Source organism: Paraburkholderia sp. BR13439, assembly GCF_040948805.1.
Lineage (GTDB): Bacteria > Pseudomonadota > Gammaproteobacteria > Burkholderiales > Burkholderiaceae > Paraburkholderia > Paraburkholderia youngii.
This window is the reverse complement of the sequence record NZ_JBFPKN010000002.1, coordinates 1-13622: the sequence shown is the minus strand read 5'-3', so window position 1 is coordinate 13622 and position 13622 is coordinate 1. Positions and strand designations below refer to the sequence as shown.

At 64.2% G+C, this 13622-nt stretch carries 13 protein-coding genes and 1 pseudogene; 2 read left to right on the top strand and 12 right to left on the bottom strand.

What is annotated here, in order from left to right:
* Nucleotides 1-157: 157 nt before the first annotated feature.
* Together AB3X96_RS04010 and AB3X96_RS04005 are read left to right on the top strand one after the other, a co-directional pair.
* The gene (locus AB3X96_RS04010) at nt 158-424 is read left to right on the top strand and encodes a helix-turn-helix transcriptional regulator (RefSeq protein WP_008920757.1); all 267 of its coding nucleotides are present in this window, start codon (nt 158-160) and stop codon (nt 422-424) included.
* Complete coding sequence (locus tag AB3X96_RS04005; RefSeq protein WP_368588680.1) at nt 421-1767, top strand: type II toxin-antitoxin system HipA family toxin; 1347 nt, start codon at nt 421-423, stop codon at nt 1765-1767. Before AB3X96_RS04010 ends, AB3X96_RS04005 begins: the two co-directional genes overlap by 4 nt.
* 95 nt (nt 1768-1862) lie before the next feature.
* On the opposite strand, the gene AB3X96_RS04000 is transcribed toward AB3X96_RS04005, so the two are convergent.
* From AB3X96_RS04000 to AB3X96_RS03945, 12 genes and pseudogenes are all read right to left on the bottom strand, one after another.
* Entirely contained in the window at nt 1863-2375 is a 513-nt protein-coding gene (locus AB3X96_RS04000; protein WP_368588679.1) for an ureidoglycolate lyase, read from the bottom strand.
* Nucleotides 2372-3382, bottom strand: a complete 1011-nt coding sequence (gene alc, locus AB3X96_RS03995; RefSeq protein ID WP_368588678.1) for an allantoicase — start codon at nt 3380-3382, stop codon at nt 2372-2374. The genes AB3X96_RS04000 and alc overlap by 4 nt, the downstream gene beginning before the upstream one ends.
* Before the next feature lie 67 nt (nt 3383-3449).
* Nucleotides 3450-3971 (bottom strand): 2-oxo-4-hydroxy-4-carboxy-5-ureidoimidazoline decarboxylase, encoded by a 522-nt coding sequence (uraD, locus tag AB3X96_RS03990; protein ID WP_368588677.1) that lies wholly within the window; start codon nt 3969-3971, stop codon nt 3450-3452.
* On the bottom strand, nt 3968-4918 hold the full coding sequence (gene puuE, locus AB3X96_RS03985; protein ID WP_368588676.1) for an allantoinase PuuE: 951 nt from the start codon (nt 4916-4918) through the stop codon (nt 3968-3970). Before puuE ends, uraD begins: the two co-directional genes overlap by 4 nt.
* Nucleotides 4919-5128: 210 nt before the next feature.
* Nucleotides 5129-5923, bottom strand: a complete 795-nt coding sequence (locus AB3X96_RS03980; RefSeq protein WP_368588675.1) for an aspartate/glutamate racemase family protein — start codon at nt 5921-5923, stop codon at nt 5129-5131.
* A 55-nt stretch (nt 5924-5978) separates the two neighbouring features.
* Entirely contained in the window at nt 5979-7460 is a 1482-nt protein-coding gene (locus tag AB3X96_RS03975; protein WP_368588674.1) for an NCS1 family nucleobase:cation symporter-1, read from the bottom strand.
* A gap of 367 nt (nt 7461-7827) precedes the next feature.
* Complete coding sequence (locus tag AB3X96_RS03970) at nt 7828-8541, bottom strand: GntR family transcriptional regulator (RefSeq protein WP_368588673.1); 714 nt, start codon at nt 8539-8541, stop codon at nt 7828-7830.
* A gap of 318 nt (nt 8542-8859) precedes the next feature.
* Nucleotides 8860-9786, bottom strand: coding sequence for a muramoyltetrapeptide carboxypeptidase (gene ldcA / locus AB3X96_RS03965; RefSeq protein WP_176108311.1), 927 nt, complete (start codon nt 9784-9786; stop codon nt 8860-8862).
* Nucleotides 9787-9812: 26 nt separating this feature from the next.
* Nucleotides 9813-10544: a tRNA adenosine(34) deaminase TadA gene (gene tadA, locus AB3X96_RS03960; protein WP_368588672.1), complete on the bottom strand. Its 732-nt coding sequence runs from the start codon at nt 10542-10544 to the stop codon at nt 9813-9815.
* Nucleotides 10541-10942, bottom strand: coding sequence for a DnaJ family domain-containing protein (locus AB3X96_RS03955; RefSeq protein ID WP_176125601.1), 402 nt, complete (start codon nt 10940-10942; stop codon nt 10541-10543). Before AB3X96_RS03955 ends, tadA begins: the two co-directional genes overlap by 4 nt.
* Nucleotides 10943-11456: 514 nt before the next feature.
* Complete coding sequence (locus AB3X96_RS03950; RefSeq protein ID WP_368588671.1) at nt 11457-12056, bottom strand: 2'-5' RNA ligase family protein; 600 nt, start codon at nt 12054-12056, stop codon at nt 11457-11459.
* Nucleotides 12057-13180: 1124 nt separating this feature from the next.
* A pseudogene (locus AB3X96_RS03945) lies at nt 13181-13441 on the bottom strand (transposase); the annotation flags it as partial.
* Nucleotides 13442-13622: the final 181 nt, after the last annotated feature.

Sequence of the window (13622 nt, the reverse complement as noted above, 5' to 3'; positions counted from 1 at the left end):
GTGGCATCGATACATTAGCTTTGTCGCCCTTGGGCCACAAAATAAGCCAAAGTTACATAAAATGTAGCCCTAAAGGCACAAAAACAAACAACCTTGTTGTGCCTCTTGGGCTACAATAAATGGCAAATACGCTGAATTTGACGCCCTGAGGCCACAAATGACCAACCTCGCCGATGTCTCGGACATGCTGAAAGCCGTGCGACGCGACAGCAAGCTATCGCAGGAAGAGCTTGCGCGCCGCGCGGGCGTGGCCCGCACGACCGTCGCGCGGATGGAGACGCTCGCCAAAAACGATATGAGCGTGTCCGTGCTCGTGCGCCTGCTCGAAGCCGCCGGTTACGACCTCAAGTTCGTCGCGCATGGACATGGCCGCACGCTCGAAGACATCCTCGCTGAACAGCGCAGCCCGGACGCGCAGCCATGAAGCTCGACGTTCAGGTACTAGGCAAGAACGTTGCCACGCTGTTTCGCGAGCGCGACGACTATGTCCTCAAATACAACCGCGATGCGAGCGCGGCCGACTTCGTCAGTCTGACGATGCCGGTGCGCGAAGAGGCCTGGCGCTGGCCGCGCGACCTGCATCCGTTTTTCCGGCAGAACCTGCCCGAGGGCTATCTGCTGAATCTGATCCGCGAGCAATTCGGGCCCTTGCTCGACGGAACCGATCTGTCGCTGCTCGCCGTCGTGGGCTCGATGGGGATCGGCCGGGTCACCGTCACGCCAGAAGGCGTGGCGCCGGGCACCGAACTGGAGGCGCTCGACGTCCAGCACATTCTGCACGGCGACAACACCGCCGAACATTTCGCGCAACTGGTGCGTGAATACGCGCGAGCGGCCATTTCAGGTGTCGTGCCGAAGTTCATCGCGCCGGAAGCGCAGCCTGCCGCATCGACACCGTTGCAGCTCGGAAAGCCGACGATTCGAACGAGCCGTCACATCGTCAAAGGTTCGGACGACAACACGCCCTTTCTCGGTTTCAACGAGTTCCATTCGATGCGGGTGCTGGAGCGGCTGGGGGTGGCGCCCGTTGCGCGCACGCAGATGTCGGACGATGGCCGGGCGCTCGTCGTCGAGCGCTTCGATGTCGACGCACAAGGACTGCCGGCGTACGGCGTCGAAGACCTGTGCGGCCTGCTCGGTTTGCCGCCGCACGAAAAATACAATTCGACCAGCGAGAAAATGCTCAACGCGGCAAGAGCGTATCTGCTCGATCGCGACACCACGCGAACGCAGCTCCAGCAGCTCGGCTGGCATCTGCTGACCAACTACGTCGTGCGCAATGCGGACTGCCACACCAAGAACGTCGCGCTGTTCTATACGTCGGTCGACGATGTCGCGTTCACGCCCGTCTACGATGTCGTGACGACCCAGGCTTATCCGCGCTTCGCCGCCAATCCGCCGGGCCTCGCCATCGACGGCCGCAAGACCTGGGCAGCCGGTAAAACGCTGGAACGCTTTTTCAACACGCGCATGGGCATCGCTCCGCGGCAATATGCGCAAATGGTCGAGGCGCTGTGCGACTCGGCTGTCGACGTCGGTCACGAGTTGATCGAGGCAGCGCGCAACGAACCGCAGTGGCGCACGGTCGCCAAGCAGATGCTGCATGCGTGGGACGACGGCATGACATCGCTGCGTTCACCAAAGAAGAGCCTGCAATTCAGGGGTCTCAAGCCGGCCATCGAAGCAGCGGGATTTTCGGCGCCGGAGCCGCCCGAGCGGTCAAGAGAAGTCATCGGGCATTCGCCGCTGCTCGGCAGGCGCAAGTGATCGTGATCCATGCAAGAAAGCCCGCGACGTAACGCACGTCGCGGGCTTCTCTTTTCAACCGCAACGCTACCGGCTACCCGGCAGCTCCATTGCCATCAAACCGCCACCGCGCTCAACGCATCTTCCGTGAGCCAGATCGACTCCGCCAGATCCTGCTCGTTCAGATTGAGCCCCTCGCCGCCACGATCGACGACGATAAAGTCGCTCACCTCGCCCAACGCGATCAGCGGATGGTGCCATACGCCCTTCGCGTAGTTGACGCCCTGCCAACCACTCGTGACGAACGCGCGAATCTTCGCCGCGTCCAGTTCGCCCGCGGGTGCGACGACGACCAGATACGGCTTGTCGTTCAGCGGCACGAATGCCTGGCTGCCGAGCGGATGACGCTCGAGCATCTTCACTTCGAACGGCAGCGCGCGCGGCTGGCCACGAAACAGATTGACGAGCGTGCGGCCGTGCTCGTCGGTCACGTCGACTTTCGCGAGGTCGTGATAGCGGATCGTCGTGCCGCGGTTGATCGGAATCTGCTTCGCGCCTTCGAGTTCGATCACGTCGCCGAATGCGGCGAACGCCTCTTTCGTCAGCGGTTCGATGGCGAGCGTTTTCATTCGAGCGTACCCCACAGACGCAGACGCGACACACCGCCGTCCGGATAGATGTTGAAGCGCACATGCGTGACGGGCCCGAGCGCCGCGATCTCGCTTTCGAAGAAATGCTGCTTGTCCATCTGCAGTTTATGCTCGCCGAGCAGCACCGGCCAGAACATCGCCTGCGTGACGAGCGAACTATCGGTGCCTCCCTTCACGTACGCGGCCTGGATCGAGCAGCGATCCGGATAGTTGCCCTTGAAGTGCGCGGTGTCGACTTCGATCTTGCGGATCACGCCCGGCTGCGCGAGCGCGATGATCGCCCAGTCGTTGCCCGGCTCGCGACGACGACGCGTTTCCCAGCCATCCCCCATATTCACGCCGCGGCCCGGCATCAGCAGCGTCGAGGCCGCGCCGAAGTGCTGGTTGTTCGCGCCGACCAGATACGCGCCGTTTTCCATCGCGGCGAGATCGAACTGCTCGGTGCGGCTCGCGCCCGCCCAGTCCACCTGCGGCTGACCGTACACACGCAGACGCGCGATGCCGCCGTCCGGATAGATGTTCACGCGCAGATGCGTGTACGCGTTCGCGTCGGCGACTTCGAGGTAGTGGTGGCTATTGCCCTGCAACGTGGTGGACGGCACGATCTCGGTCCATTGCGTCGACTGGTTCGGCTCGCCATCGACGACCCGCGCCGCTTCCACCGAAGCCGCCGGCGGGAAGTTGCCGGTGAAGTGGCTGGTGTCGAGGTCGAGTCCCTTGATCACGCCCGGCCGCGCGAGCCTGACGACGCACCAGTCGTAGCCGGTCGTGCGCTTGCGGCGCGTTTCCCAGCCGTCCATCCACTTGCCGTTGTCGTCGTACTTGCCCGGAATGAAGACGGCCGGTTCCGGATTCAGCATGCGGTCCTTCGGCGCGAAGAATTCGTCGCTAGCCTCGAGCGCCTGCGCGCCCAGACGCGGGTCCGCCAGATTCACGTAACGGCGCGTGAATTCCGGTGCGTTGGGGTCGAGAATCGGAAGTGCCATCTTTGTCGTCCTTGAGATCGAGTGGTGCGGGAAATACGTTGCGACTTGCTGCCTGAGGCCGTGCGCGTCACGCGCCGATCAGGTCGTCGAGCCGCAAACGTGCAATGCGATAGATCTGATCGAGGCTCGCGCGCAGTTCGTCGGCGCGGCTATTGTTCACGCGCGCTTCGAAGTTCGCGATGATGCCGTGGCGGTCGTAGCCGCGCACCGCGAGAATGAACGGAAAACCGAACTTCTCGCGATACGCGTGATTGAGCGCATGCAGCTTGTCGAACTCTTCCTGCGTGCATTGCGCGAGCCCGGCGCCGCTTTGCTCGCGGGTCGATTCGGCGGTCAGCTCGCCACGCACCGCGGCCTTGCCGGCCAGCTCCGGGTGCGCGTTGATCAGCGCGAGCTGCTTGTCCTCGCCCGAGGTTTCGACGATCTGCGACATGCTGCGATGCAGCTCCTCGATGCTCGCGAACGGCCGCTGCCGCGCCGCAATCTCCGCGACCCACGGCGAGTGCTCGAAGATGCCCGACAGCGTCGCAACGAACGCGTCGGTCGAGAGGCTGTTGAGTTGGTCCAGGGTGTATTGCATCGCCTTCATGCCGCAGCCTCGCGGTCGTCTTGTTGGTAAGGATGAGTTTCGTGCCAGTGCCGCGCGATATCCATTCGCCGCGACACCCATACGCGATCGTGCTGTTCGATGTGATCGAGAAAGCGCTGCAGCGCGCGGAAACGCCCCGGCCGTCCGAGCAGCCGGCAGTGCATGCCGATCGACAGCATCTTCGGCACTTCGTCGCCCTCTTCGTACAGCACGTCGAACGCGTCGCGCAGGTAGGTGAAGAAGTGGTCCGCGGTGTTGAAGCCTTGCGGCGTCGCGAAACGCATGTCGTTGGTGTCGAGCGTGTACGGCACGATCAGTTGCGGCACGCTCTTGCCGCCCGCCACCTCGACGTCCATCCAGAACGGCAGGTCGTCGCCGTAGTAATCGGAGTCGTACAGGAAGCCGCCGTATTCGGCGACCAGCCGATGGGTGTTCGGACTGTCGCGGCCGGTGTACCAGCCGAGCGGCCGCACGCCGGTCACGCGCTCGATTGCCTCCATGCCGAGGCGCATGTGCTCCGCTTCCTTCTCCGGCGACATGTCCTGATAGTGAATCCAGCGGTAGCCGTGGCACGCGATCTCATGCCCGAGTTCGACGAAGGCCCGCGCGACTTCCGGATTACGCTCGATCGCCATGCCGACGCCGAACACCGTCAGCGCCAGGTCACGTCTTTCGAATTCGCGCAGGATGCGCCACACGCCCGCGCGCGAGCCGTATTCGTAGATCGACTCCATGCTCATGTGCCGCGCCGGATACGCCGCCGCGCCGACGATCTCCGACAGGAACTGCTCGGAACCGGGGTCGCCGTGCAGCACGCAGTTTTCACCGCCCTCTTCGTAGTTGAGGACGAATTGCACCGCGACGCGCGCTCGCCCCGGCCAGTTCGCGTGCACCGGGTGGCGGCCGTAGCCGATCAGATCGCGTGGGTAGTTCGGGTCGAGTGGCATGGTTTGACGGATGCGTAGTGACGGGACCAGGAATTTGCGTGAAGCTCGCGCATGAAGCTCGGGCTCGAAACCCCTCGGCAACGACGCCGGAACTGACCTTTGCAAGCGCTCGTTTGGAGGCTTCAGCGGCGGCCGAAGCCGCCGCACCGAGTTGACCCAGTGTAGCGAAAACGCCCCGGTGAGCCCATACGGCCGGGCAGATAGTGCGTGTTACTGCGAGTGTATGTGCGCGTCCCCCTGGGTCTCCGCCGAGTCGGCGTTTACCCGCAGCGGGCCGGGGCTGAACGAGGCGAGCGCGCCGTCGTAGCGCTTCGTGAGCGGCCGTGCGTAGTCGCCGCGCTTGGCCGTCGCGAGACGCAGCGCCACCAGTGCCTCGGTCCATTTGACGGCCGCCGTCACGCCTTCGATCACCGGCGCGCCGAGCGCGTCCTCGATCTCCGCGCATAGCTCGGCCATGCCCGCGCAACCGAGCACGATCGCGTCTGAGCCGTCCTCGTCGAGCGCGCGCCGGCATTCGTCGAGGATGATGCGGCGCGCCGCCGAGCCGGGCTTGTCGAGATCGAGCACGGCGACGTCGGTCGCGCGCACGTTGCGGCAGAAGCGCTTCATACCGTAGCGCTCGGCCAGATGCCAGGCCATGCCGCAGGTGCGCGCGAGCGTCGTCACGACCGAAAAGCCCGGCGCGAGCACGCTCGCCGCGTGCATCGCCGCCTCGGCGATGCCGATCACCGGCCCGCGCGCCAACTCGCGGGCCGCGTAGAGACCCGGGTCGCCGAAGCACGCGATCACATAGCCGTCGCAGCCTTCCCGCTCGCCGGCCGCGACTTCGGCGAGCAGACCGGGCGTGGCGAGCGCTTCGTCGTAATAGCCTTCGATCGACGGCGGGCCCATCGTCGGATTGACGGCAATCACTTCGGTGCCGGGCGCGGCGACCTCGCGCGCGCAGCGCCCCATCGCCTCGGTCATGCGGCGTGTCGTGTTCGGATTGATCAGTTTGATACGCATGGCGACTCCTGTTCGACTCATATTGCAGCGGCGAAAACCTGGCGCTCCATGAAGCTCAGCGCGTGAGCATCCGGTAAAACAGCGCGCCGAGTCCCGCGCCGATGAACCACGAGAAATTCGCGAGGCCGTCGAGGCCCGGCACCATCACGCAGATCACCGCGATCAGCGCGGCCGGCAGCAACGCGGCCACCGCACGATAGTTGACGCCGTTGCGATACCAGTACGAACCGTTCGGCGCAACCGTGTACAGATCGTCGAGCACGATCTTCTGACGCTTGACCAGATAGAAATCGACGATCAGGACGCCGTACAAAGGTCCGATGAAGCTGCCGAGCACGTCGAGCGTGTAGTGAATCACGGCCGGATTGTTGAACAGGTTCCACGGCGTGATGAACACCGACGCGACCGCCGCGAGCATGCCGCCCGCACGCCAGCTGATCAGACGCGGCGCGACGTTCGAGAAGTCGAAGGCCGGCGACACGAAGTTCGCGACGATGTTGATGCCGATCGTCGCGATCGTGAAGGTCAGCGCGCCGAGAATCACGGCCATCGGATAGTCGATGCGGCCCACCGTTTCGACCGGGTCCGTGATCAGCTCGCCGAACACCGGCAGCGTGGCCGCGGTCGTGATCACCGTCACCAGAGAGAACGCGAGGAAGTTGACCGGCAAGCCCCAGAAGTTGCCGCGCTTGACGCTGCGAAAGCTCTTGCCGTAGCGCGAGAAGTCGCCGAAATTCAGCATCGGTCCGGAGAAGTACGACACCACCAGCGAGATTGCCGTGATCATCACCGGCACCACTTCCATGCCGTGATATTTGACGCCGCCGAGGTTGATGCCGATGTTGCGCCAGCCCGCGCGATACACCATGTAGCCGGCGAGAATGAACATCACGACGTAGACGGCCGGACCGGCGAAATCGATGAACTTCTTGATGGTCTCCATGCCATGCCAGAACACCAGCGCCTGCAGTACCCACAGCAGCATGAAGCCGGCCCAGCCGAGCGTCGACAGACCGAGCAGGCCATGCCGATGCACGTCCGCATATGGCAGCAGTTGCGGCACGAACTTCAGCACGACGATCACGAGCGCGCTCGACGCGAGATAGGTCTGGATGCCATACCACGCGACCGCGATCAGGCCGCGGATCACCGCGGGAACGTTCGCGCCGAGCACGCCGAAGGTCGCGCGGCACGCGACCGGATACGGCACGCCGTTCAGCTGGCTTGGCTTCGCAATCAGGTTGCACAGCACGTTTACGAGCGTGATGCCGACGAGCAACGCGACCAGCACCTGCCAGCTCGTCAGGCCGAGCGCGAAGAGACTCCCCGCGAAGACATAGCCACCCACGCTATGCACGTCCGACATCCAGAACGCGAAGATGTTGTACGCGGTCCAGTTCTGCGCGCGCAGCGGCGCGAGGTCCGCGTTGTAGAGCCGCTCGCTGTAGCCGGCCGGCATCGACGGATCGGTCTGGGTCGTGCCGTCCGGGTAGTTGGAGATGGGGTGACTGCCTGGCGCTGCACTGAACTGAGCCATGATTCCTCCTTTGGATAGGGACCGTCGAAAGCGCATCGACGGACATTGCACCGGCCATGCCAGTTGCTCGCTTCTTGCCCTGTATGGGGCGTAGAAGTCGGCGTCGTGGTCCCGGACCGTGCCGCGCGTGTCTCCGTACTGACGTACTTGTGGTTGTCGCATCGCCGGCCGCAGCGGATTTCCGGCGATGCGTCGCTACCCTAAGGTCCGTCGTCTCGCGACGGACGTGCGTGTTCAGGCCGGCGGCGCTCACGCGAGGCCGCCCTGCCGTGCATCTAGCGGTTCAGTTCAATTCAGTGCGGCGCGCACCAGCAACGGGAGCTCGCCTGCTACTTGCCTCAGCCTGGGTGGAGTCGGCTTCGGCTCTTTACGTGGATGTTTCTTTCGGTGCGAGCGCACCGAATACTTCGTGCAGATCCGCTGCACCGCGCGCGGGGCGCTCCAGCATCTTCAACTCGACGCTTTGCAGATGGCGCGACATCAGCGCGGCCGCCTGCTTCGCATCGCCGGCGTCGAGCGCGGCGAGAATCGCTTCGTGGTCCTCGAACGAGCACGGGCTGCGTCCGAGCGACTCGTACAGCGCGGAAATCAGCGTGGAACGCGCGACCAGCCCGTTCAGGCAATCGCACAGCACCGAGTTGCCGGTCAGGCTCGCGAGCTCCGTATGAAACTCGCCCGACAAGCGGATCCATGCCGGAAAATCCCGCGTTTCGAATGCCTTGCGTTCCCGGCCGATCATGCCGCCGATGTTCTTCAGACGCCGCATGCCGTGTCCGCTACAGATCTTTTCGACGACGGCCAGCTCGATGATGCGGCGCATTTCGAACACCTCGTGCACCTCCTGCAACGACGGACTCGCGACGAACGCGCCACGGTTCGGCTCGAGATCGACGAGCCGCTCACCCGCCAGCTGCGACAGCGCCTGACGGATCGGGCCGCGCTTCACGCCGAATACTTCGCATAGCTGAGCTTCGGTGAGCTTCGCGCCGGGTGCCAGCCGATGCTCGAGGATCGCCGCGCGGATGCGCTCGGCGATTGCTTCGGGCTTCGAACTGTTCGCGACTGATTCGGTGTCGGACATGATTGGCGTCTCGGTATGTTGGTCATCATAGGACGGACACAAATATTGTCAACAATTTTTGCGTCAATTTTCGACAGCTCTCGTGCTGCGTTGCGTCAGGAAAGCCTGCAAGTCAAGCTGCGCGGCTGTCTGACGGAAATATTCCCCGTTGTCACGGCGCCAAGCCGACTGTTGGCGGCCGGGTTTTTGTCAACAAAAACTGAAAACATTGGCGACGGGTTTGGGTCGTGGTGAGCTGCATAATGCAGACAGTTAGTTGCGTTAATAACGCGAAAAAAAGCGGGCTATCCGCCCGCCTCTGCCCCACCCTCGCGGGCTTCAGCCAAGGCTCGGATAGCCCGATGCCGTCAGCCTGAAGCCATGCGCATTCGCGACCAGATGCGCATTAGCGCCGACCGGCAGCGTCACCATGTTGTGGACATGCCCGAACTGCAACCCCGTCACGACTGGAATGCCGATCAGCGAGCGCACTTGCTCGACCATCGCCTGCAGGTCGTAGCCATTGTCGTAGTCGTAGGGCTTGCCGCCCGTGAAGTCGCCGAGCACGAGCGCCTGCTGCTGCGCGAGGATGCCGGCCAGATGCAGCTGATAGATCATCCGCTCGATGCGGAACGGCTGCTCGTTGACGTCTTCGACGAACAGGATGCCGCCCTGCACCGGCGGCATGTACGGCGTGCCGACCAGCGACGCCACCACCGCCAGATTGCCGCCCCACAGCGTGCCCGTCACATCGACGTTCTGCGCTTGCGGCGTGTTGCTCGCGATCGTGAGGGTCGGCTGCGTCAATGCCGACCAGAAATGCCGCATCGTGAATTCGCTGAGCTCCTCGGCGCCGAAATCGCTCATCAGCATCGGGCCGCCAAAGGTCTTCAAGCCGGCGCGCGCGAGCAGCGCCAGTTGGATCGCGGTGAAGTCGCTGTGACCGACGAGCGCGATCGGCTGATCGGTGAGCCGCCGCTGCAGGCCTTCGTAGTCGAGACCGTGCAGAATCCGCACCGCGCCGTAGCCGCCGCGCACGGCCAGCACGACATCGGGCAACTCGCGCGATGGATCGGCGAGCCGGTTCAGATCGGCCGCGCGCTCACCGTCGGTGCCGGCGAAGCGCTGGTAGCGGCGCTTCGCGGCCGCCTCGCCGTCGACACGATGCCCCTGCGCCCGCAGCCGATGCAACGCGCGATGCAACACCTCCGGATCATGCGGATAGCCGGATGGCGCAATCAATTCGATGGTGCGGTGAGCGGTCATGGCGAGACCCGTTGGGTGTTGTTCTTTTAGAGCGGCGTGGTTGGGGGCGGTTCGCTGCTCGGGGGTGTTGCGGGGTCAGTGGCGGTGCCAACGGACCCTTCAGCCACTTCACCACGAGCCGCCGCGCGCGCTGCGCGGCTCGCGCGACGCCGCTCGGCAAAAAACGACCTGAGCGCGGCACCGCATTCGGCTTCGAGGACACCGCCGCTGACCGTCGTGTGATGGTTCAGCTGGGGATTCGCGAACGCATCGACCACGCTGCCGCACGCGCCGGTTTTCGGATCGCGCGCACCGAACACGACACGCGCGATGCGCGCGTGCATGATCGCGCCGGCGCACATCAGGCAAGGCTCGAGCGTCACATAGAGCTCGCAAGCCGGCAGACGATAGTTTTCGAGCGACTGCGCGGCGGCGCGCAGCGCAACCATTTCGGCGTGCGCGGACGGATCGTGCGCGCCGATCGGATGATTGAAGCCCGTGGCGATGACTTGGTCACCGCGCACCAGCACCGCGCCGACCGGTACTTCGCCGACCGCGCGCGCTTCTTCGGCGGCGGCCTGAGCGAGCGCCATGAAGCGCAAGTCGCGTTCCGAGATGATGGGAGCTTCGGAATTTCCGGGAGGGATGGCAGGACCGGCCACAGGTCCATCAGCCGCCGGCGCGGACACTGCGCCGATGCTAGCGTCAACGGATTTCTCGCCGTCCTCGGTTTGCGCCGAAGAGCCGATCGAGGCGGGACACGCGAGCGGCTCGTTCACTGTGAACCTGCTCCCGCCACATCGACATTGCCCACGCGTTCCGACAGACGTTCGGCGATGCGGCGGCAATATTCGCGCGGCAGGACCATCGGGCCGCCGCGCAGCGATTCGAGCGCCATATCGAGCGCGAGCATGCGGGCCTGGAGACGGCAACGGGTCGCCTGATCGCTCACGGCATTCAGCTCCGTTTGCAGGTCGCGCAACGCGCGAAGCTGCTCGACGGCGGGCGGCACGAAGCCCGCGTTTTTCAGAATCCGGTTGGCGACGCGCACCTCTTCCGGCACTAACGCATCATCATCGAGGGCCAGCGGCGCGCCCGCGCCCGGCAAGTCGTCGAACTCTCCGCGCGCGGCGGCGGCGGCAATACGCTGTTCGACAAGCGCATCAAGCAATTTCATCTGCAATCCACTACGTTGCGGCCCGAGCATTCTATCAGGGAGTGCACGGGCGTTCAGTGCTCCCCCGACGGCATAAAAGCGCCGATTTGCCGGCTATTCGGCGTTTGACGGTGCTTCAGCGTCGACTTAGAGTAAGTCATCGAGCCGTACGACGCGCGCAGCGCTTGACTGGCGCGGCAAACCAGGATTTTTCCTCTCGTCGAAGTCGATGCCGCGATGTCATTCAAACCGATCAGCCGTCCCAGTACTTTTCCCGTTGCGCATCCGCGTCCTGTCGGCGCCGTGCAGCCGGTGCGAGGGAGCCCGCTCACGTGTCGGCGCATCGGCGTGGGTACCGCGCTGACGGCGATTGCCGCGGCCTTGCTGCTTTCCGGCTGCGGCGTCTTTTGCGCCGGCGCCGCGGCAAGCGGTGCCGCCTATGCCGGAGGCTGCGGAACAAGCGTGCGGTTCTAGCGGTTGCCAGGCGATACACCCGCGCATGCGACGCCGCGGTGGCCGGCGCGCCCCCCGCTCCTCAGCTTCGCCCCACCAACGGCCAGCGCGCGAGAACGATATGTTTGGTTCGTCCCAGCAGGCTGTGCATCAGCGCAAACTCGCGCACGTTCCAGCATGCCGGCTCGGCCGGACGGCGCTCGATCCACGGCATCCCGTACGCCAGCGTCACGTGCGGCGTAAAACGTGCATCGGGCTCGATGCCGTCGTCCCGCAAGCTCGCTTCGAGCGCATCGTGAAGCGCCTGCAGTCCGCGCACACCGTGCTCGCCGACCAGCACCGCCGGCCCGAGCCGCGGCTTTTTCGCGAAGCTGGCGATCGCGTCGAATTCGACCGTAAACGGCGCCATGCTGACCGCGGCGGCCGCCCGTTTCGCCGCCTCGACCACATTCGCCGGCAAGCCGCCCGCGAAATTGCCGAGATGCCTCAGCGTCACGTGCAAACGGTTCGCCGCGAGCGCCTTGCCGCGCACGCCGCTGCGCCCGCGTACCTCCGCGCAAAGCTGTTGCGCCAACTTCGCCATGCCGGCCGCGTTATTGGCATCGGGATAAACCGCGAAAAAGAGCCCGTCGGTGGGCGGGGGCGGCGCCTCTAGCCCGGGCAACCACAGTTGTTCAGGCATCGCGCCTCGTTCCCTAGCTGAATTTTTCCGCCAATTCGCATACCGCCGCACAAGCGGCCCATTGCAGCCATGTTACTGTATATTCATACAGTATGACAGGCCATGCGCAATCACAGCGCGCCACTGGCCGGCCGGGTTGCCGATGCGCTTGTACCAAAGCTCGATGAAGGACTCAGCGGCCGGCGACAACGAATGCTCGGCGCGTCGGATCAGATTCAGTCGCGCGTAACGAGCGGCGCTTCGAGCCGGCGCGCGATCAAATCGCGGTGCGGAAACGACGCCAGCGGAACGCCCGGAAAAATCGCGATGCCAAGACCGCCCACCTGGGGTTACCGCCGAATCGTGTCGTCGAGATGGGGCGCGGCTCGATCTGGTCTGACATGCCGGCGTCAATCGCGGCGCCGTTCACAACCTGCAAATCCAGCGGCCCAAAACAAAAAAACCCGCGAAAACGCGGGCTTTGATGTGTTGTGTTGCCAGGTCGTGCCGGTACGGTCGGGACGGCTGATCACTCCCACTCAATTGACAACAACCCGCCGCAAACCCAACGCTGGGCCTGACGCGGGTCCCCTAGCGCCCGCCGATACCGTCAGCGATACCGGCATTCCCGCCCGGCACTCAACGGCCTTAGGTGGGCCGCATCGGAAAATCAGCGCAGCCTGCTTAAGAAAGATCGTCTAAGCCATGCATCTCCAGATGACTTCGGAGGTTGATACCGTCCGTGATACCGTCAGGTCACAGCCGCCTAACTAAGTCTGCCGGCGGCTGGTCTTTAGGTTTGTTCGACGCCTGCCCATGTCCGCAGGCTCGCAAGCGCGCTTCAGCGCATGCGGGCAGGCGTTGGACAAACCAGAAGGGAGGAAACCGCGGAGTGCTCCGATGTGGTGTAAGTCGTGAAGGCTATGGTGATTGATAGCCCGCAATGTTCAGGGGCGTTACCCGATGAGTGATCGAACCGTCTGGCAGATGGGCCGTGACGCGGTGACGAAGCGGCGCAGTCCGGCAATCTGGCAGACGGAGCAGATGTGTGTGAGTCTGCGCGAAGTGCCAGGGGCAAACGTCCGCCCGCGGACCGCATTGCCACCGGGCCGATGGTCGGGTTGCACGTTCGGGAACAGTTGTCTTCATGGCATGCTCCGGGGCGTGGGTGGCGCGCGAATCGGCGCGGTCCGCGCAAGGATACCGGTGATGATCATCGGGGCGCCGCAGTGCCGGCAGATGAAGGCCGGTCTCGTTTCGATGACCGTGTCTTCGGGTGATGCGCTGATCTCTGGCGTGACGTGCAGCAGTTCACGCACCTTCGCGAGACTGGCGCGGCGCACCGGGTTCGCAAGCAGTCCATAGTGACGGATGCGGTGGAAGCCACCGGGCAGCACATGCAGCAGGGAATGAAATGAACGCGTCCCACCCGTGAATGTGAGCGCAAAGGGAGGTGGATCCTCACGGGCCAACGGCATCGATGTGCCCACGTGGAAAATACGAAGTTTCCAGGCAAACCGGAGGATCCGTCGTGAAGCTTACGCCAGTGGGGATTGACATTGCAAAGTCGGTTTTTCAGGTCCACTA